Origin of the sequence: Paenibacillus sp. J22TS3 (genome assembly GCF_018403205.1) — a bacterium.
Lineage (GTDB): Bacteria > Bacillota > Bacilli > Paenibacillales > Paenibacillaceae > Fontibacillus > Fontibacillus tuaregi.
The window spans coordinates 349,315-370,324 of record NZ_BOSF01000003.1; the positions used below are offsets into that span (position 1 = coordinate 349,315).

Below are 21,010 nucleotides of genomic sequence, written 5' to 3' on the forward strand. Positions count from 1 at the left end.
TTGATGAAAAAAGGAGGCTGACTTTAACAATGACACCCAAGGACAATTCAAGCAGCAAGTCCCAGCTGCATGACGAACGCCGGGAGCAGATTAAGCAGGCGGCGCTGAAAGTGTTTGCCCGCCGTGGGCTCGAAGGCACGAAGATGAGTATGATTGCCGCAGAAGCGGGAGTCAGCGATGGACTGTCGTACCGTTATTTTAAATCCAAAGATGAAATTTTTGCCCTGCTGATCCGGGAGGCTATTCAAGGGAGCATCGAAGCTATGGAAATGGTCGGGCAGTCGGAGGCCTCCCCGCTGGAGCGGTTCCGCTCCTTAACTGTTGAAATGCTGGAGGACGGCAACAACTATTACTTCGTGCTGATGCAGCAGGCGATGTCGGCGGAGTCCCTGCCGAATGAGGTGGCGAAGCAACTTCAGAGCTATTCTGTCCAAGGCATACTCGATCTTCTGACCCCTATCTTCATCGCAGGTCAGAAGGAAGGCATATTTATCGATGGAGATCCGGGGGAACTGGTCATGTGGTACCTGACCGTGGTCAGCAGCCTGATGCTGATCGATGTCTCATCCATGATGTACGGTTATAGTAAGCCGGATACGGAATTTCTGCTTCGTCTGATCGTAAAGGATAAATAACGAAAGAGGTGTATCTATGACTGCTGTCCATCACCCTAACAGAAAGTGGCTTCTCATCGGGCTCCTGCTTGGCGTTATCTTCTCGGCCCTAGATGAAACCGTGGTGTCCACCGCCCTGCCAACCATTATCCGCGACCTAAACGGATTGGCCCTGCTTGGCTGGGTGGCTGGCATCTACATGCTGTCCATCACCATCTTTATGCCGATCTTCGGCAAGCTGGCCGATCTGTTCGGCTATAAGAGAATTTACTTAATCTGCATGACCTTATTCATGGCAGGTTCCATCATATGCGGGCTCTCCAATTCCATGGCTATGCTGCTGATCGGCCGCGCCATACAAGGGATTGGAGCCGGAGGCTTGATGCCTATAGCCATGATGATCATAGGCGATACCTTCCCTTTGGAACAGAGAGCCAAAGTCCAGAGTCTAGTCGGCCCGCTGATGATCCTCCCGCAGCTGGTTGGGCCTCTAGTCGGTGGTTACTTGGTCAGCCATGTGAGCTGGCATTGGATCTTTCTAATTAACATTCCTGTTGGACTGATTGCCGCACTGCTTATATATAAGAACTTGAACCAGCCTCTCAGAACGAAGCGGATTATCATTGACTGGGCAGGAGCCTTGACACTCACGCTTGCCATCTTGTCCCTCCTGCTTATTCCCGTCCTGATTGACATTAAGGGCTACACCTGGTCCTCCCCTGTCATTCTTGTTCTGCTCGCCTTGTTTGTTCTGTTGACGGCTCTGTTTATTCGGATTGAGACAAGAGCCGCAGAGCCGATCATCCCTCTGGCGTTGTTCAGGAACCGCTCGGTGGTGATGCTGTCCTTGATTGTTTTTGTCACCATGGTTGGCTTAATGGGAGGCTTGTCCGCCTTTCCGTTCTTTGCCCAGAATGTTATGGGCCTGACCCCTGTAGCCTCAGGATATCTGAATTTCGGCTTTATGGCAGGCGCGATTCCAGTCAGTATCGCCTGCGGGTTTCTAATTACGAAAGTGCCTTACAAGTATCTGTTTGTTATCTCCTTATCTTCCCTGTCATCAGCTATATTATGCTGGCTCAGATTAATGTAGAGACCTCGGTAATTTATGTGCTGGTCACGTTCTTCATTCTGGGGCTTGGCATCGGCGTGCTGTTCGGAACAGACAATCTAATTGTGCAGGAATCCGTGGACAAAGAACACGCAGGTATAGGCCTTGCCACCGTGCAGCTGTTCCAGTCTCTCGGTACCACCCTCGGTTTTAGTATTTTCGGCAGTCTGCTCTCAGGCAGAATCAGCAGCGGCATTGCTTCCTTGTCCGACAATCTTCCTGCCGAAACGAGGGAGTCCCTTGGCAATGGCAGCATTCCGCACGGTTTGCCAGCGGATCTAATCCTGAATGTTAAGACGGTATTTGCGAACTCCTTCCAGTCTATCTTTGCCATTAGCATTGGATTTGCGGTATTGACGTTCATCATTTGCCTCTTTATGAAGAAGGAAGTGCTGTCCCCTCAATCCGAAGCACCGCAGTCAAAATCCCCTTCCAGCGCCGGAGTAAATGCTTAAATCCCCCCCGCATGCCCGCGTTAGAACAATCACCTATCTGCAGCAAATAAAAAAACACCCCTTGGAAACTGCCTTCTTCCCAACCCAAGAGTTAGGGACTGGGTTGTTTCAAGGGGTGTTTCGCATTTCATGTGGCTTACAGTTGGCTGCCTGCTGATTCTGCTGTTTGGAAATATCACCTTTATCGGTGACCTTGCGGCAGGAAATATCACTGAATTTCCGTGGAAAATACAGCGATTTCTGCCAAAGTGAAGCGGTCTGGACGTTATTTCCCCACATCCACCCAACTTGGATGATATAACCAAATTTATAAAAGACATGTCTAAAGAACCAATTATGTATTAAAAGTTTCATGACTTTATACCGATAAAATATGAAGGTAACTCTCGCTGGGCCAGGAAGTATATCGGCCATCCGATAACGACTGTACATACTAAGAGCGATTGGAGCAAATAAATGAACATCTTGTTGTACTCAATCGTAATTGATTTAGTTCCCTTTCTGTTTCTCTATTATATGGCCATTGAGATTTTTCTTAGGCAGCCCAAGAATCGGCTGCATCAGCTTACCATGGTCCTGACTCTTTCACTGGGCCTCATTTTTCTGTTTGATTTCCTGATATTTCAAGTTCCGCTGGGGAGCTTGGCTGATGAAGTAGGTTCGTTGAAATACGCGGTCACCTTCCCGACCATGGCCCTCGCCTTATATTTCTTCCACTATATTAGCCGGCTGAAGCTCCATCCTACATTAAAGCATATGGCCTGCCTGGCTCCTATGCTGGGACTTATCTTCATCTTCATTCCGGACTCGGGCATTCCGGCAGTAATGATCCAGGAATTCAATGAGGGGCGTGTCGCCGAGTTTAATGACCTGTTCCGGATCGTACTCCTGTCATTGATCGTCTACACCCTTCTTGTCCTGCTTCTGATGATTGCGGTATCGTACCGCAAGCTGCACAGCAATAAACAGCTGGTACAGGAGCGTTATCGCATCCAGGTCATCCTGATCGGCTCCCTGATCACGGTGGTATCGCTTATTGTTCTGTCCTCGCTGAATTTCTTGCTTAGGACAAACGAGCTTTACGTTTTTGATTTTTTGCCGTCCTACTGTGTCTTTCCTTGGATTATTGCAATTCGTTATTCCATGGTCCGCTTTGACTTTCTCGCCTCAGCTGGGCGGCGCTATGAACTTCTCTTCAAGAACTCCTATAACGGAATCGCCCTTCTTAATGAGAGAGGGGAGATTGTGGAGACAAATAAGGCTTTCCGGGAGCTTCTGGGGGCCAATCACACCAGCCTGCTGGGCATCCACTTTACTGAACTGATGCGGGAAGAACAAGCGCTTTCTTTTGCAGAGAACTATGAACAGCATTTCAATACACTGAAGCCGGGACAAGAGGAGTTCGAGCTTAAGCATGTAGATGGTACATATAAACAGGTAGAGGTTTACAGCGATTACTTGGAATCTGGCGGGCAAATGCTTGCTTTCCTGGTTACCCAGGATATTTCCAGACAGAAGAACACCGAGCGTGAGCTGACAGAAATGGCTTACCAAGATACACTCACCGGACTGGGCAATCTCCGGCTACTGCGGGATAAGCTGGCGACCACGCTGGAGACCCTCCAACATGACAGCAAGGTAGCTTTGATCCTGCTTGATTTGGATCAATTCAAGTGGATCAACGACACCTTGGGGCATTCTTCCGGCGATTTGATGCTCCAACAGGTGGCAGACAGCTTGAAGGCAAGGCTGCCGGATAGCTGTGTGATCACGCGGCTTGGGGGTGATGAGTTCGCCATCATGATCGAAGGTCTGCAGGAAAATGACGATGCAATGAACTATTCTGATGCGTTGATGGATATTTTCAAGAAGCCTTTTGTAATTGACAACAAGCTGTACACCGTAACCGCCAGCATAGGGGTGAGCATCGCTCCAAGGGACGGATCACAAATCAATGTGCTGCTTCAGAATGCCGATATGGCCATGTTCGAGGCCAAGAAGGCCGGACGAAACCAAATTTACATGTTCAACTCACAGCTTCAAGAGAAGGCCGACCGGAATCTCGCTGTGTATAACGGTTTGTTCAAGGCGCTGGAGCAGAATGAGCTAACCCTGCATTACCAGCCCCAGATTGACCTAAGTACACGGCGGGTGCACGGCGTAGAAGCGCTGCTGCGCTGGAACAGCCACGAGCTTGGTCCCGTATCTCCAGCGGAATTCATTCCTGTAGCGGAGGATACCGGACTTATCGTGCCCATTGGTGCCTGGGTTCTGAGAACAGCCATTATCCAAGCGAAAAGCTGGGTTGATATGGGGTACAGAGACTTTGTGGTATCCGTGAATATCTCTGCCCAGCAGCTTAGAGACCAGCAGTTCGCCTTCCACGTCATCGACCTATTAAGACAATTCGACCTGCCTGCCCGGAATCTGTGCCTTGAAATTACCGAGAGCACGGCCATTATGGATCTGGAGGCCTCGCTCCGGCTGTGCGGTGAACTCAACGACCTGGGCATCACCCTGGCATTGGATGATTTTGGCGTAGGCTACTCCTCTCTCAGCATGCTCAGCAATCTGCCGCTACATTACCTGAAAATTGACCGCTCCCTGATCACCAACATTGCGGTTAGCAAACGGGACGCGGCGGTGGTAGGGACAATTATTGAATTGTCCAATAATCTCGACATGCAGGTTGTGGCCGAGGGCATCGAGACGACCGATCAGCTCCGGATCTTGGAGCAGCTGGGCTGTCATGAAGTTCAAGGCTACCTGTTCGGCAAGCCGATGCCGGCCGCAGAGTTGACCCTTTTCCTCGAAGGCCGCAGCAAATAACACAAACAATCCCAATCCGGTAGAACCAGGTTGGGATTGTTACGTTTAGGCAGGAACTATTCCGCAGCAGGAACAGGAGCAGGGGCAAGCTCATTCTCCATATACACCAGCTCAAACTCCTTGGAGAAGCCAAGCCCGGTAAGCATGTCCACGAGTTCCTTCTGGCTGCCCTCAAGGCTGACCACGGTCTTTTTCACTGCTCCCTTCCCTGGGTCGAAAACCTGGCCAAGCAGATATTTATGAACCTGAAGCGCGTTCGCATGTTCCGGTCGGACCTCCAATCGATACAGCATAATCGAGACAAGCTCACCTTGGATATTATAATTCTGCTTAAATACTGCATAACCGACCGGTTCACCGCCAAGATAAACGATCAGCGATTGGCCCCCTTTAGCGCTCTGCCACTGGGTCTGCCAGGCCGTTCTGGAGTTATAGAACGGAAGCCTTGATACGGCAATCGGTAGATCCAGATCAGCTGTATAGGTAGTGTCAATGCCCGCTTCAGTCTCAAAATACACCGGCTCACTGGTGCTCAGGAATAGAAGCTTGTCCTGCACCACATAACCGAACTTCTCGTACAGCTTGATGGCCCCTACATTCTGAACAAACGCCTCAAGCGTAGCCTGATGCGCCCCGGCCTCCCGGTAGGCCTTGAGGCTCTCTTCCATTAAGAGCTTTCCAAATCCCTTCCCCCTGTACTCGGGAGCAAGACCGATTCCCCCGTTCCAGCCGGCAACATGGCCCTCTGGATACTTACGAATCCCATTCAGGTTAATCCCGACCGGCCTGTCCCCATCCAGCATGATGTTGGACAAGTCGAGCTGCAGATCCTCATTTACCATCCGGTTAATAAAAGCTGCCATCGGCAGGGTCATATTCACATAATACCCCTCGAATCCCCTCTCCCATGCCTCCAGCACTGTCTTCATTGGCACTTCATGCAGTCTCTTGACGGTAACCAAATGAATCACCCCGTATTAAATAAAATTACAATAGCAACTATTATAAGTTGAACTACAGATTTACACGAAGGGCAGCCGTGGGAAAGGTCCTTTAATGGCGCTGTTGCTCCCAGATGTCTTGATTAATTTATTAAGCTGAGAGTCCTGTCACCAAAGGCATAGGCAATCTTCGCTTCTCCTGAATCATTTCACCTCCTGCCCTATTGGTAATTCTTGCATTCAACTTATATAGGCTAGCTTACACCACGCTTCCTAAAAATACCATGGAGTATCTTATTCCTGCACCTGCCCCTTCTTAAGATTAAACTACTGCGAAAATATATAAGAAGCAGCCTCAGGAGCTTAACTTCTTCTTCACTCCTGCGGCTGCTTCTTCCGTATTACGCACTATTTTGTTTTACCCGCATCTAATCTACTGGAAACTTACATATAAATCTCAATCTCCGTGCCGCTAGGCGCAAGCAGCGGTCTGAGATCTTCCCTGCGGATACGTAGTCCTCCACTGCGGTAACGGTTGGCGGTTGCTGTGGCTGGAACGTCCTGCCCTCCAGCTGCCACCCGACGTACAACACCGTCCGTATACCGGTAGATGAAGGTCACCGGCTGTCCATCATACTCGAAGTCGAAGTGGAGTCCGTCCAGATCCGCCGGAAGCACCGGATCTATCACCAGATCACCGCCAGCCTCCCGGATGCCGAGAGCCGCTGAGATCAGCTGGTTCATGTAAATTCCCGGACCGCTGGAGTAAATTCTCCAGCCACCTTTGACCGGAACCTTGCCGTGCTTCAGCTCCTCAAAGCGCGTCTGTGCTTCATATCGGGTTGCAAATTTACCGTCGGAGCTGCTGAAATACGTATTGCTCTGTCTAAGCTCGGCATTAGGGACCACGTCTTGGATGCCGATCGGGTTAATGGCGGCAAGTCCATGCCATACCTGGTCACGCTTCCCAAGCTTCGCCATAGCCTCCACATAGCGAATATGCGCATGCACGTACTGAAGCCCGATCTCACGGCCGAAGTTCGCCGCCTGCTCGGCCCGCTTGAAGTGGATGCTAACCCCTCCTGTATATTGGGCCGGGCGGTTCATCAGCCTTACCCCATCAGGACAGAGAAGATGCTCCTGAATCAGCTTATAATGCGACTCGGCCTGTTCTGGCGTTAGAAGTTCGCTGATCATGCTGCGGGTCATGGGCAGCAGCCGATACTGGATGCCTGTCTCCTGATCCGTAGGGTGTACCATCAGCTTCGCATCATCCGGATTCTCCAGGTAGACAAACCCAGGAATGACCCCCGTGCCCAGCATGTACTGGTTAAAGTCCCTGCGGATGCCTTCATAGAGCTGTTCAAGGTCCTCAGCCATCTGCGGCTCAGTTTCCTGAAGCACCTGCGAAAGTTGACGGATCGCCTGATAAGTCAAAGCCACTGTCCAGCTGCTGACCATGTACTGCTTGAGCTGCTCATTGGCCGGCTGGAGTGTATCATCCCAGTCTCCGTCCCCATAAGAGGACAAGCAGGTATCATGCAGGAAATGCCCCTCGATATAACCCAGCTCCTTAAGCACATGATCACGCAGCGGCTGAGGCTCCGTAAAATCAAAACTATGCTTGCGTGTATAAGGAACCAACTCCTGTAAAATTCCGAAATCCTTCGTAGCTGTCAGATAGTCGCTCAGTACTTTGAGCGGCCAGACAATAATATCGCCGTGGCTGTCTTCCTGCTGAATTTGGGCGTACTTGTCGAACATGAACCACTGCGGCCAATTCCCGTCATCCTTATATTGGTGTGAGTACACCGTCAGGATGATGTCACGCACCTGCTTATAGTTATGGGTAGCCATAAAATACTCCGCAGGGCCTTGGCATACATCGCGGGTTCCCCAGGCCGCGCCGCCGTACTGCTCCAGTCCGTGAGGCACAGAATAATGCACCAGCATGTTGTGGGTATACCACCAGGCAAGGGCGTTCACCTTGAAGAGCTCACCCTGCTCTCCCCCCCGTGACAACTTGAAGCCATTCATAACCCTGGCATAAAATTCCCGGTAACGCTCTACCTCACTGTCGAAATTGCGGAGCTCCGGCTTGGAACCTACGCCCTGAATCAATCCCTGGATTGTCATGGTCCACTCTGCTGCTGGCTCAAGCTCCAACACCACCAAGGAAGCTGTTCCCTGGGCCGGTCCGCTAACCAGTGACCGCTCGTCCGTCAGGCTGAAGCCTGCACCTTCCAAATCCAGCCGGTAGGTCAGAGCCGGATAGAAGCCGGAGCTGATCGAAGCCTGATCGGCGCGGAACAGAAGTGTTCTGCCCTGCTGCTCCATATGATACGGAACCTCATATTCTCCCACATTCATGGAAATTTGATTCGTCACCAGATAGCGGTATGCCTTGCCGCTGACCGAACGGACGCTAAGATTAACTTGAGGTGAGTCAACCACCGTGTAATTCGTGACTACCAGCATGTCGGAAGCGGTCTTATAATACCAGCGGGTATAGTTGAAACCAATTTCGAACAAGGATGGCATGGTCAGCAGATGAAACTTCCCTTCCAACTCCACGTAAATGCGCTGTCCCGAAGTTTTAGGAACATTCAGCGCATTCCGGGTGTTGGTCATCATTTTATTGAAATTAGTATTCCCCACCACCAGCTGGGAGTTAAATACGCCGAACATATACGAGGTGGTCGTAATCACCTGGTCATTCATCCGGGCATTATCTCCGCTCATCAGAATATGCCCATGAGGACGCTCCACCCGAAGCTCCTTGTCCTTCAGAATCACATGCTCATAAGTATCTGTGAAAAAAGACAGCAGCGTGCCGCTGTCATACTCTTCCTGACAACGGTTAGGGAACAGCAGCTCCAGCTCCTTCTGCTCAATCGGAAGAACCTTCAAGGGCTCTCCGATATGTCCGCATCTGGCCACCTGTCCGAACGTCTGCCCTCCGTCACGGCCCTGCTCAGTCTGCAGCTGTGCCTGCACTTTGTCCCACGCCTTGCGAACATCCGCCGTGTATTCCAGAGACGACGTAGCCGCAGGATGATCCGGCCGGAACAAGCCATAGAAATTAAACTGCGCCTGTCCGTTAAGCCGGACCCTCTGAGTCTGCAGAGCTGTATAAGCGAACTCGTACTGATAAATATCATTAGCCAGCTTTTCCCGGGAGAGAATGGCCGGTTTATTTGTCTCTTTGTAGGACAGCCCGAAGAACTGGAATCCGTCCGTGGAGTACCCTACCGCTTTGGTTAGGGAACCCTGCTGGAGATAAGGGAATTTGCCGCCCTGGGGTTGATTTTGCCGCGAACAGATCACATACCCGAGCTGCTCATCATCGAACACGTTATGATCAATATATTGCGATAAGTAAGCTTCATTGCTGCGTACCGCCCCGGGATCGGCAATTCCCACGTCCTGCGCGTAGATCAAATCCGCTTCGGCACCCGAACCTTCCAGCTCGACATCCCAGAACCAGATTCCCTCGTCAGCCAAGGTAAATCTGACCCGGTACTTGATTTTCCCGGATTCCAGGGACTTGATCTCGCCCTCCCATTCCAGATGGCCGGCATATTTGCGGAGAAGACTCCCCGAATCCACACCCAGCAGCGGGTATGCATGAATTCCATCCTGCTCATGCAGTCTGAGATAGATATTACCCAGTGAACCGTCTACCGGATTGCTCAGCAGTTGATTAATCATGATATTCTGCCCGCTTGCCTGATACAAATCACCGCTGTTTAAAAAAGTGAACTTCAGCAGCTCATTCTCCAAAATAAGCTTTGCGCTTGTTGCAGTCATCGTCAATCTACCCACATCCTATTCTCTCTGTATATATAAAATGAACTTATAAAGATTGCACTTTTTCGGGCGCTGCGATGCCGAGTGTTCTTTAAGGCCGCTGTTGTCTCCGATATCTTTGAAATTGTTATCCAAGTAGGGGCGTTTCGGAGACAAAGGCGGACGCTCCGCTTCTTCAGAATCACTCGGGATCGAAGCTGAGATCGGTTGATTCTAAGGTTCATTTTATATGGCTACCACATTTATTTCTCAAGCCTGAACTCGGCGCCAGCCGCATCCCGGCTGTTCGTTCCCACAAAGACAGTAAAACGCCCCGTATCACTCTTATATTGCAGGTTGGCATGGTGGTAGCGGAGCTGCTGCTCACATAAAGTAAAGGCGACCTCCGCCTGTTCACCTGGTTGCAAGAAGACCTTCGCCCAGCCCTTAAGCTCCTTGAGCGGCCGAACCACATCGCCCGACCAGTCCCGGACGTAGAGCTGCACAACCTCTTCCCCAGCACAGCTTCCCGTGTTAGTCACCGTAACCCGCACGGTGATTGGCTCTTTCTCAGTCATCGTCTCCGAAGAGAGCGTCAGGCCGCTGTAGGCAAACGAGGTGTAACTCAGGCCATAACCAAACGGCAGCAGCGGCTCATTCGGAATGTCCAGGTACTGGGATACGTACCGGACCTGGGCATCAGGCGCATCTTTAGGCCGTCCCGTATTGAAGTGATTGTAGTACACCGGAATCTGGCCTACGGAATACGGAATGGACATGGTTAATTTTCCTGAAGGATTGACCTCCCCGAACAAAATGTCCGACACCGCTGCTCCACCCTCACTACCCGGATACCAGGCCTCAAGCACCGCATTCGTCTCGTCAAAAACTCCATGCAGATCGAGTGGACGGCCATTGAAAAGCACTGCAACCATCGGCTTGCCCAGCGGCTTCAGCCAGGAAATCAAATCAAGCTGCGCCTGAGGCAGACGGATATCTGAGCGGCAGCCTGCTTCGCCGCTCCACTCGGAGTCTTCCCCAAGCGCAAGCACGATGACGTCAGCTTCTCTACCCGCCGCTACCGCCTGCTCCATCTGGCCTTCGATGGAGGATTCCAGCCCGCAGCCTTGCGTGACGGTCAGCCTGGATGAGCTGACATAGCCGCGCATAGCCTCGTCCAGCCTAACGGCATCCTCCTGCAAGCCGGACCATGACCATGGCCCAAGAATGTCTCCGCTGGATGCAAATGGCCCAATCAGGGCAATCTTCTGGTGTTTGCTCAGCGGAAGCACTCCGTCATTCTTGAGCAGCACGCAGGACTTGGCCGCAAGTTCACGTGAAGCCAGGCGATGCTCTTCACAGAACACAATCTCCTGCTCTGCCTTTGGATCAGCCCCGCGCAGCGGCTCATCGAACAGTCCCAGCTTCATCTTCAGCTCCAGGATGCGCATGACTGCTTCATCAACCAGCTTCTCTTCCACAAGACCTTCCTGAATGAGGCGTGGCAGGTAGTGGACATAACAGCTGGTCATCATTTCAATGTCGACTCCGGCCTGGATGGACCGGTAAGCGGCTTCGGCTTCATCCTCCGCAACACCATGCGGGATCAGCTCCTTGACAGCCCCCCAGTCCGAAATGATCACACCATCGAACCCCCACTCCTCACGGAGCAGCTCGCGCATCAGCTTGCGGTTCCCAGTAGAAGGAACACCGTCCACTGTATTAAAGGAGGTCATTACCATCTCGCAGCCTTCATCCAGCGCGGCCTTGTAAGCTGGCAGATAATACTCCCGAAGCTGTCTTTCCGAAAGATCCACCGTGTTATAATCGCGTCCGCCTTCCGAGAGTCCGTATGCCGCAAAATGCTTCACACATGCGGCCACACGTATCTTATCCCCCTGCAGATTTTGGCCCTGGAAGCCTCTGACAAAGGCTCTGGCGAATTCACTGTTCAGATAAGGGTCCTCGCCGGTGGATTCCATCACCCGTCCCCAGCGGGGATCACGTACCAAGTCAACCATTGGGGCGAAGGTAACATGCACACCGGATACCGCAGCCTCCCGGGCGGCAATCTCGGCGCTCTTCTCCGCCAGCTCCAGATCCCAGGAGCAGCCGATTGCCAGCGGCACTGGGAAGATCGTTTTGAAGCCGTGTACGATATCAGCCATCACCAGAAGCGGAATCCCGTGGCGGTTCTTTGCCAGGTGGGCCTTCTGAACGGCGATAACTTCCTCTGCTCCTGCCAAGCCAAGAACAGAGCCTGCTCCCTGTACCATCTCATCCGTAATGCCAAGCGACGCCATTGGCCCGGTAATCTGCCCGCCCTCATTCGCACCCTCAAAGAAAGGGGCTGCGAGCTGAAGCAGCTGGGCAATCTTCTCGTCCTGAGTCATCCTGTCTATATAACTTTGTAGATCCACATTTCTGTACTGCTCAATCATGCCCATACCTCCTGTATTAAAGAACACGTTATATAAGTTGAATTATTGATTTACACGTACCCTTATGAAATGTTCTTCCGATCGCTGATGTTCCCAGATTTCTCAATTCAATTTACAAGTGAAAGTCCGGTCACAAAAGCGAGCGCTTTGCTTCTCTAGAACCACTTGCCTATGGGCGAGTCCAAGTTCAACTTATAGTTTCTGGGTTCACTTAACAATTGCTGTGTCCTCGAATAAGCACTTTGTTTAGGATTTCGAATCGTTTTCATTCATCAAAAATCATTATTTACAGTGTATTATATAATGTAATTTCCACTAAAATTTGAAACGTTTCACCAAAAATGCATGAAAGCCCTCATCCCCCCAAAACCAGAGGAGAAGACATACCCGATTTTCTCCGTTAACTAAAAGCCATTCCAGCTTGAATGCCCCATACCCATCCATGGAAATCCCAGCCGCGAAGGTGTCCTTACGCAGCCCGGAGACAGGAAACATGAAACATATCCTGAACAGGCGCAGGGAGCTCTTCACTCACATAAGTAAAATATGCGGCTCCCTGCTTCATATCCGTGTAGTATCTCCGCTGAACCACCGGAAGCACCAGGGGCGAGGGCTTCAGCATAACGCTCAACCTGGGGCTACCGGGTCCACCCAGACTGATCTTCCGCTAAGCCCATACAGCAAGTACAGTATGCCGGCAGCTTCCCCCTCGGCTCTCCCTCAGCGGTGATTCAAGCGGCAGTATGACATAAAATCCTACCGATACTCCCAGCGTCCGCGGATAGGCTTGTGTCTGTATAAAGACCCCGATCAGCAACCCCGCTGTTTAAATTTCGGATTTAACACCTAACTTCCGGACTGATTCACGCTCCACCATCTCAATCATCAGCTTGTAGGAGTCGTTTACCTCTCCCCCGTCCAACATCTGGAAGAGGAGATGCCCTGCCAGAGAACCGGCCTCATGCTTCGGCTGGCGCACTGTAGTCAACGAAGGCCGCACATACTCGGCCAGCTGGATATCATCAAAGCCGATTACCGAAACGTCATTGGGTACCGATACCCCCGCCTCCTCGAAGGCCTTAAAGCCGCCAAGCGCCATCTCATCGTTGGCATAGAATACTGCCGAAGGCAGCTCCCCCTGCATGATCATCATCTTGGTGGCGCTGTATCCGCCCTCCCGCACAAAATTCCCGCTCAGCCGCCACTTGGCCTTCTCTTCCAGACCCGCCTCGTGCATTGCCCGTAGATAACCCTGATAGCGGAGCGCGTTATCACTTGAATTGGACGGGCCGCTGATATATGCAATCGTGCGGTGCCCCGCATCGATCAAATAACGGGTGGCGGTGTATCCCCCCTGTTCACTGTCCACGCGAACGTTGATCAACCCATCGCCCGACAGCCCCCGGTCCATTACCACAATCGGGAACCGCTCCCCGGCGGATTCCAAAAGAATTTCATCCGTAATGTTATGAGCCAGAACCACGGCTCCATCCACCCTGCGCTCCCGCAGGAACCGGACGGCCGTTGACTCCTTGCCGCCCATGGAACTGCAGGCGATCAGATCATACCCGTTAGCAAGGGCCACGTCTTGAATGCTGCGGATCAGTTCCGAATAATAAGGTCCGGACAAATCAGTCAGAATAAGCGCTATTGTGTTGGTGCGGCTTCGCTTTAAATCCATGGCAAAACCGTTCTTGCGATAATTCAGCTGCCGGGCGGCTTCGAGCACCTTTGTCCTTGTCTTCTCCGCCACCTTGGTATCTCCGTTCAGCGCATACGAGGCCGTTGAGAGAGCAACTCCCGCCAGTTTAGCCACGTCCTTAATCGTTGCCATTTACATGTCCCGCCCTTCTTACTTCATTCCACAATTAGTATAACCTTCAATAATATGCTTTTGGAAGAATAAATAGATACATAAAATCGGAAATATCGAAACGTTTCGATTTTTAGTAAAAATAAATTTTTCCACCTCTGCTCATCAACCCTTCAGATTTCCTTGAAAAAGCTTGTTTTCTGCGTCTAATGTCAATACCCTGTGTATTGCTAAGAATTAGTAGAATAATTGACTCTTATGGATTAAAAGACGTTTCAGGAATTGAAACGTTTCAATACCCACATTATAATCTCCTTTGATAGCGATTTCAAATAGTTTTTTATCTTTCACTCCGTACACACCTTCCGCCCCCTGTCTCATCCCAACTTTATCCGGGTACAAAATCTTTTTGCGGATAGAGTGTAACTAAATCACCTCCGTCACCGTGTGTGTAAAAGATTATGCATCATTTCAATGTATTGAATACTTAATATTTAAAGGGGCTTTATAGATGGATTTCCGGAAGACTTATGCTTTTGCGCGCTTACACCGCAGTTCGTTACTTCTTGCCTTCTTGTTTTTGGCTGCTGTATTTCTTCGGTACGCCTATGTATTCCTGGCAGGCAGTCCTAACTTCCTTGGAGGTGATGGCCAGAGATATTACACTATGGTCCAACAGATCATCACGGAACATAGCTACGGTTACGGAAGCGAGACCTCCAATTCCCGGGTTACACCGGGATTCCCTGTATACGCCTCCACTGTTCTTGCCATTTTCTCAATGAATCTCAACGCATTCAAATGGGTCCAGATCATGCTTGGAGCAGCCACAATTTTCCCGCTTTACGCTTTCTTACGCTCTGTCCCTGCCGCTCGTCCGTGGTTAACCTGGTCCGCCTGTGCCTTTATGGTGATATACCCTCCATTTATCTATATGACAGGCTTATTTTACACGGAAACGCTGTTCTTTTTCCTGCTCGTGAGCTTCTTCGCTTCCTGGCAGATCATGTGGCGCAGTGGTTCTGTACGGAGTGTGGTCTTGAGTGCGGTGCTTCTTAGCTTCGCAATATTGACCCGCCCTGTGATGACGCCCGTGCTTCTGATTGTTATCGTGTTCTTAGCCTGCAATCAGGCTAAACGACGGTTGTTAGTTCCCTTGCTGCTTACTGTCTTCCTATGCTTTCTGCCCTGGGTTCTCAGGAACTGGCTTGTTCTGCACGAATTCACTCTGCTTGCCAAGGACAGTGGCAACGCGCTTCTGGCCGGAGCCTATCCCTACTTCTATAAAGACGTTGACTACAATGAACTGGAACACAAATTCGGCAATGACCAGACCCGTTACGGAATCTATCTGATCATGAACGGCTTCCGGGACCACTTCTTGTCCTATTTCAAATGGTTCACCTACGGCAAGCTGAAATACCTGTTCAAGGAAATGTGGTTCCACAATAGGGAGTACTTCCCTGTCCTTCAGGTCAAAATCTCAGCCGCTCTTCACTACTTGATCATTGCTATCTCTCTGGTCACCATTCCCTATGGGCTGATCCGCAAACAGTTCCTTGCCTGGGCCATTGCCGGAATGCTTGCTTTCCAGCTCTTATTTATCCCCACTTCAAGGTATGGGACGCCATTTATCCTCCTGATGCTCATGCTCATCTGCTCATCCGGCATCCCCCTTAGGCGGTGGCAGTTAAGGAAAGCTCCATCCATGCAGGAGCCTGCAGCTGACAGCGTTAGAACCAGCAGCAGCACCAGCAACACCAGCAGCACTAACAACACCGGCAACACTGGCAGCAGCACCGGCAGTAAACAATCATCCGTATAAGGGCCCTACCCGCCCGAGATGTAAGAGGGCTCTTCTCTGCCTACATGAAAATATAAGCACAAAAAAACATCCCCTAACCAATATGGTCAGGGGATGCTTCGCTGTAATGATTTATTACAGTTTTACAACGTTCTCAGCTTGTGGTCCACGGTTGCCTTGAACTACGTTGAACTCAACGCGTTGGCCTTCGTCCAAAGTTTTGAAGCCTTCACCAGTGATTGCGGAGAAGTGTACGAATACATCGTCGCCACCTTCAACTTCGATGAAACCGAAACCTTTGTCTGCGTTGAACCATTTAACTGTACCTTGTTGTGCCATGTGTATTACCTCCAATAATTTATTTAACATGTTTCTTTTTATTCTTTTGAGAAAATAAAAAATTCACACATTGTAAAAGGTTCATGCCTTAGAATGATAACCCTTTACAATGTGTAAATGAGGTTAGCGCTCACAATTAACCTCATTATAGCTTATCCATTTTTAAAAAGCAAATAGCTGACAAAAATAAACATCCTACAGCGGATCGAGCTGCACCTCTGCTTGCTTACCGCTTACATGAATACCTGACTTGGGCCGTGCCACAGGCTTCAGATCACGGACCAGATCTTCAAGCAGCGACTTGGCCTGAGCCCCTTCCTTCCCGCTGATTTTCACCACGAGCCGGACCGCATCGCCCGTCTTCAGCATTCGCTCCGCCTGCTGCTTCTTCGTCTCGTAGTCATGATCTTCTATACGGGGAGTCAGCCGGATTTCCTTCAGCTTGGGAGGCTGGCTGGATTTCCGCTTCTGATCGGCTTCTCTTCTGGCATTTCCGGCAGATACAAGACGGCATGGGGGCGGGCTGCTCATAAGGGAGTCACATACCAGATCCACCTTCAACCGTTTGGCCATAGTCAGCGCCTCGGACGTCGCCACAATACCAAAATCTTCACCATCTAGTCCTGTGAGCCTGACTTCCGAGGCCTTGATCTTCTCATTCAGAATCATTGTGATCCCACCTGACCTTTCGCTATAATATACGGTACTATCTATATGAATGAGTAACTGAAATGAAGGAGCTGCACATATGAACCGCAAAGAGCTTGAAGAACAAATCATCGAGAATTACAGACAGGACGAGCAAATGATGATCCTCGTATTTGCCCAGTGGTGTGTGAACCACGATCTCGACCCCGCCGAGCTGTACGCCAGGGCTTATCCTCAGCAGGCGGCCAATGCCGCTCTACAGCAGGGGATAGATCTGACCGTTCCGAAGGAGGAAGCGGGAGATATCCCCCATGATACCCTGCTTAGTGTGCTGTCCTTATTCGGCAACGAAGACCTTGCCTTTGTCGTAACTGAGGAAATCGCCAAGCTGGATGCCAAGAGCAAAAAATAATTTATAATGCCTTCCGCACACTAAGAATATACTTCGACTGATCCAGCGGATTGACACCGCGCCGCTGCCGCGCCGCATGGATATCCGGCGGGCATTCCTCATAGCCCAGGAAGGAGGTTGCGATCGTCCCCCGGCCCTTGGTCAATGAGCTTAAGGCCACAGGGTACTCGAGCGACTCGGCCAAGGGGAGCTTGCCTTCAATGGTCATACGGCCATCCTGAAGTTCAGGAGCTTCGAACGTGCCCCTCATTAAGGTGAGGTCATTCATCACACGCCCTCCAAACTCTTCGGGTACGACAATGCGGAACTTCAGCACCGGCTCCAGCAGCCGGGTGCCTGCTGCGGCTAGGCCATTCATCAGGCCCATTGGCGTAGCCACCGCGAAATCCAGCGGATGGGTATGCCATACATGATGCTGGCCTTCTACCAGCGTCACCTTCAGATCCGTCACCTCCCAGCCATACAGCCCCTGCTGGAGCGCTTCAGGCACCCTCCGCGCAACCTCGTTCTGATACTGGGCCAGCAGGTCTTCTGTTCGGACAGTCGAAGCATATCGGGTACCGCTGCCCCTTTCTCCTGGTTCTATGAGGAAGCGAAGCACTGCCCAGCAAGGCTTAGGCATCGTGTAGGCGATATAACCCTCGGCTGCCTGGCTGGGGGTTTCCTTATAGATCACGGAAGGCGGGCTGAATCTGGCCTTCAGGCCGAAACGTGAATCCAGCAGACTCGTCAGCATCTCCAGCTGGATTGGCCCCATAATTTTCAGATGAAGCTCTCGTTCCTCCTGAAGCCACTGGACATCCAACAGAGGATCTTCCTCAGACAGCTCCCTGAGCGCTTGAACCATTCGCGGGTAATCCTGCTCATTCTCCCACTGTGCCTGTACCGTAAGCAGCGGAACAGCAAGCCGGGCTTCCTCAGGAATCGCATCCGGTGACCCGAGAATGTCTCCGATCTGCACCTGGGTCAAGCCGCACACCGCCGCGATATCGCCGGCTTCAAGCACACCGGTGTCTTCGGAGCGCCCGCCTTCCACCCGGCGGATCTGCGTAACCTTCTCTTCCACCTGCCGGGTCACATTACGGATTACATCCCGGTTGCGGATCGTGCCCTCGTATAAGCGGACAAAGGCCATCTTACCCGCCGACTTGCCCTGTTCAATCTTGAACACAACCCCGGAGGGCGGTGCTTCAGGGTCCCCTCCCGGCCCGGGCAAATAATCGGTGATCGCATCCATGAGCCCGGGGATTCCAATCCCTTTATTTGATGCGCCAAAAAGCACCGGATAAACTTCTCCATTCCGGCTCAGCCGCTGGGCCTGTCTCTTCCATTCGGAGAGTGATACACTCTCCCCATCCAAATACCGTTCCAGAAGCTGCTCATCCGCCTCAGCTATAGATTCAATGAGTTCCCGCTGCTTCTCCCCAGCCATCCCCTCACTCCATAGATCAGCTGCCCCTTGAAATTCCCCGCCGCTGCCAGACAAGGACTGCATAACCACAAGCCTGGTAGACAGCTGTGTGCGAACCTCCGCAAGCACCCGCCCCGCATCCGCGCCGACCCGGTCCATCTTGTTCACATACAGCAGCGTGGGGATCTCCAGCCTGCGCAGTGCGTTCCAAATCAGCTCCGTCTGGGCCTGAACGCCCTCGACCGCCGAAATAATAAGTACCGCTCCGTCCATTACCCGAAGAGAACGTTCGACTTCGGACAAGAAATCTACATGCCCTGGCGTGTCCACGAGATTCACCCGCACATTGTTCCATACGTAAGACGTGGTTGCGGCACGGACAGAGATGCCCCTCTCCCGCTCCATATCCAGCCAATCGGTCACAGTTGTTCCTGAATCCACGCTTCCCAAACTGCGGATGCGGCCGCTCGCAAAGAGGATATGCTCCGTTGTTGTTGTTTTACCAGCATCAACATGGGCAAAAATCCCCACATTCCGCCGTTCCAAGGATGGCATACTCACTTTAGCCCCGTCCTCAATCTCTTTCCACTAAATATTTATTGGTCATATAATGGGCATCGCCCTTGTTGGTCTTGACTGGAGGCTTCTTCTTATCCAGAAACACAATTTCTTTACACTTGGTACAATACCATTTCGTCCGGAAGTAAGGGGACTCTGTTGTATACGTTGTACCACATTTGCAATCAATATGAATATAAACTGAATTCTTCTTAAACTCTTCAGACAGCCGGTTATACACCACTTCCTGCTGCTTCGGAAGAACAACCTCCCGGTAGCTTGAGAATACATTTTGTACTTTGAAATCAGCGACAAGCTCCGGGTTCAGTCCGAAGAATTCCTTGCCAATCTCCGTAACAAACCGGGTATTGCTCCGGTAGCTTTCCAACCACTCGCCAATCTGAGAAGCAGAGAGCGGTACCGTCCCCTTAATTCCGCTGTTTAGTGTATATGTCATCATATGTAAAGTCTCATCTTGTTTATTGGAATACATGAGTTAACCTCCTTACTATTACACACTAATGTACCATTAAGTAAGGTCTAAACAAAGTCCGTTTATGTTGGAAAAATCATACTGTAGGCATCCCTTATACAAAAAAGAAGAACACGCAGGACCGTGTTCTTCCTCTGAGCTTATTTCAAATTAGTATGCCAGGGCAAACAATCCGTGGATGTGGCCCAGGTAACGAATGTTACTTGCTTCCTTCATCAAGGATGCAGGAGTTCCCTTCAAGCGGGTTTGGTTTGCTCCAAGCATGGCGATACCGTCTTTACGGCCAAGGCTTCCCAGCGTACCGGAGAATACCGGATTAAACGGCTCAAACGGAGCGCCCTTGATCATAGCAGACAGATTGTAACCGATCGTCTCCCCCATCTGCCATGCCAGTTGGGCAGTTGGCGGATAAGGGCGTGCGCCTTCGCTAGGAATTACAACCGCACTGTCTCCCGCGATGAATACATCTTTGTGGGAAGTGGATTGCAGAGATTCTGTTACAGAAGCTCGGCCGCGGTTAACTTCAATACCGCAGTTCGCAACCACGGAATTTCCTTGAACGCCGCCAGTCCATATCAAAGTGGAAGTATCGATGGAACGTCCATCCTTCAGGATAACGGAAGTTGGCTTCATTTCAGTGATCGGCACTCCGGTCACAAATTCAACGCCACGCTTCTCCAGACTGGTTGTAGCACGCTCAACCAGCTCTGGCGGGAATCCAGCCAGAATCGATGGACCTGCTTCCACACAGTAGAGGGAGATCTCGTTGAAGTCGATGCCTTTTTGACGGCACATTTCCGGAAGCTCATCCGCAAATTCACCAACAAGCTCAACGCCGGTAAGTCCGCCGCCGCCGATAACAAACGTAGCATCCGCCTTGTTCTTGGACTGCTTGTAGGCGTTCAATCTCTCTTCAACATGAGCACGGATGCGGTTGGCATCGTCTACGGATTTCAGCGTGAAGCTGTATTCCTGAAGACCCGGGATACCGAAGAAAGCTGTTTCACTTCCCAGGGCAATAACCAGGGCATCATATCTTAACGTGTTTCCATTGCCGAGCACAACCTGCTTATCGTCCGGCTTAATAGTCTGAACTGTATCAATCACCAAGTTCACGTTCTTGCCTTTCAGCAGTTTATCAAGTGGAAGCGCAACGGCCTTCTCGTGAAGGTTCCCGGCAGCAAGGCGGTGAAGTTCGGTAATAATCTGGTGGGTAGGGTAACGGTTAACAACGGTAATATTGGCCTCATTCGCATTCAGGTACTTACGTGCAGTCAATGCGCTCAGCAATCCGCCGTAGCCGCCGCCCAGAATCAAAATTTGCTTCGACATATCCATCCTCCGTTCTGAAT

Annotated in this window: 16 protein-coding genes; 7 read left to right on the forward strand and 9 right to left on the reverse strand. The window is 51.1% G+C overall.

Annotated features, from left to right (window positions below; translation table 11 throughout):
• Positions 1-29: 29 nt before the first annotated feature.
• The 4 genes from KJS63_RS11285 to KJS63_RS11295 all read left to right on the forward strand — a co-directional run bounded on the left by KJS63_RS11285 (position 30) and on the right by KJS63_RS11295 (position 5,009).
• Positions 30-635: a TetR/AcrR family transcriptional regulator gene (locus KJS63_RS11285; protein ID WP_213619230.1), complete on the forward strand. Its 606-nt coding sequence runs from the start codon at positions 30-32 to the stop codon at positions 633-635.
• A 16-nt stretch (positions 636-651) separates the two neighbouring features.
• A complete protein-coding gene (locus tag KJS63_RS11290) occupies positions 652-1,707 on the forward strand; it encodes an MFS transporter (RefSeq protein WP_244862572.1) in 1,056 nt (351 codons plus the stop codon).
• Positions 1,686-2,180 (forward strand): MFS transporter, encoded by a 495-nt coding sequence (locus KJS63_RS26190; RefSeq protein ID WP_244862573.1) that lies wholly within the window; start codon positions 1,686-1,688, stop codon positions 2,178-2,180. The genes KJS63_RS11290 and KJS63_RS26190 overlap by 22 nt, the downstream gene beginning before the upstream one ends.
• A 456-nt stretch (positions 2,181-2,636) precedes the next feature.
• Positions 2,637-5,009 (forward strand): putative bifunctional diguanylate cyclase/phosphodiesterase, encoded by a 2,373-nt coding sequence (locus KJS63_RS11295; protein ID WP_213619231.1) that lies wholly within the window; start codon positions 2,637-2,639, stop codon positions 5,007-5,009.
• 56 nt (positions 5,010-5,065) lie between these two features.
• On the opposite strand, the gene KJS63_RS11300 is transcribed toward KJS63_RS11295, so the two are convergent.
• The 3 genes from KJS63_RS11300 to KJS63_RS11310 all read right to left on the reverse strand — a co-directional run bounded on the left by KJS63_RS11300 (position 5,066) and on the right by KJS63_RS11310 (position 12,180).
• Positions 5,066-5,971: a GNAT family N-acetyltransferase gene (locus KJS63_RS11300; RefSeq protein ID WP_213619232.1), complete on the reverse strand. Its 906-nt coding sequence runs from the start codon at positions 5,969-5,971 to the stop codon at positions 5,066-5,068.
• Positions 5,972-6,394: 423 nt separating this feature from the next.
• Positions 6,395-9,760 carry a GH36-type glycosyl hydrolase domain-containing protein gene (locus KJS63_RS11305; RefSeq protein WP_213619576.1) on the reverse strand — a complete coding sequence of 1,122 codons (3,366 nt, stop codon included), beginning with the start codon at positions 9,758-9,760 and terminating at the stop codon, positions 6,395-6,397.
• A gap of 242 nt (positions 9,761-10,002) precedes the next feature.
• Positions 10,003-12,180, reverse strand: coding sequence for a glycoside hydrolase family 3 N-terminal domain-containing protein (locus tag KJS63_RS11310; protein ID WP_213619233.1), 2,178 nt, complete (start codon positions 12,178-12,180; stop codon positions 10,003-10,005).
• 493 nt (positions 12,181-12,673) lie between these two features.
• On the opposite strand from KJS63_RS11310, the gene KJS63_RS11315 reads away from it, so the two are divergent.
• Positions 12,674-12,910, forward strand: a complete 237-nt coding sequence (locus KJS63_RS11315; protein WP_213619234.1) for a hypothetical protein — start codon at positions 12,674-12,676, stop codon at positions 12,908-12,910.
• Between the two features lie 96 nt (positions 12,911-13,006).
• On the opposite strand, the gene KJS63_RS11320 is transcribed toward KJS63_RS11315, so the two are convergent.
• Positions 13,007-14,014 carry a LacI family DNA-binding transcriptional regulator gene (locus tag KJS63_RS11320; RefSeq protein WP_213619235.1) on the reverse strand — a complete coding sequence of 336 codons (1,008 nt, stop codon included), beginning with the start codon at positions 14,012-14,014 and terminating at the stop codon, positions 13,007-13,009.
• Between the two features lie 490 nt (positions 14,015-14,504).
• On the opposite strand from KJS63_RS11320, the gene KJS63_RS11325 reads away from it, so the two are divergent.
• Positions 14,505-15,818, forward strand: coding sequence for a glycosyltransferase family protein (locus KJS63_RS11325; RefSeq protein WP_213619236.1), 1,314 nt, complete (start codon positions 14,505-14,507; stop codon positions 15,816-15,818).
• Between the two features lie 114 nt (positions 15,819-15,932).
• On the opposite strand, the gene KJS63_RS11330 is transcribed toward KJS63_RS11325, so the two are convergent.
• Together KJS63_RS11330 and infC are read right to left on the reverse strand one after the other, a co-directional pair.
• Positions 15,933-16,136: a cold-shock protein gene (locus KJS63_RS11330; RefSeq protein WP_068620988.1), complete on the reverse strand. Its 204-nt coding sequence runs from the start codon at positions 16,134-16,136 to the stop codon at positions 15,933-15,935.
• Positions 16,137-16,331: 195 nt separating this feature from the next.
• Positions 16,332-16,805, reverse strand: a complete 474-nt coding sequence (gene infC, locus KJS63_RS11335) for a translation initiation factor IF-3 (protein WP_213619237.1) — start codon at positions 16,803-16,805, stop codon at positions 16,332-16,334.
• 79 nt (positions 16,806-16,884) lie between these two features.
• Between infC and KJS63_RS11340 the strand changes: the two genes are divergently transcribed.
• Complete coding sequence (locus tag KJS63_RS11340; protein ID WP_213619238.1) at positions 16,885-17,196, forward strand: hypothetical protein; 312 nt, start codon at positions 16,885-16,887, stop codon at positions 17,194-17,196.
• Between the two features lies 1 nt (position 17,197).
• Here the strand turns inward: KJS63_RS11340 and KJS63_RS11345 are convergent, their stop codons facing one another.
• The 3 genes from KJS63_RS11345 to KJS63_RS11355 form a co-directional block, all read right to left on the reverse strand.
• Positions 17,198-19,162 (reverse strand): GTP-binding protein, encoded by a 1,965-nt coding sequence (locus KJS63_RS11345; RefSeq protein ID WP_213619577.1) that lies wholly within the window; start codon positions 19,160-19,162, stop codon positions 17,198-17,200.
• A 19-nt stretch (positions 19,163-19,181) separates the two neighbouring features.
• A complete protein-coding gene (locus KJS63_RS11350) occupies positions 19,182-19,658 on the reverse strand; it encodes a hypothetical protein (protein WP_068620996.1) in 477 nt (158 codons plus the stop codon).
• Positions 19,659-19,808: 150 nt separating this feature from the next.
• Positions 19,809-20,990, reverse strand: a complete 1,182-nt coding sequence (locus tag KJS63_RS11355) for an NAD(P)/FAD-dependent oxidoreductase (protein ID WP_213619239.1) — start codon at positions 20,988-20,990, stop codon at positions 19,809-19,811.
• Positions 20,991-21,010 lie beyond the last annotated feature (20 nt).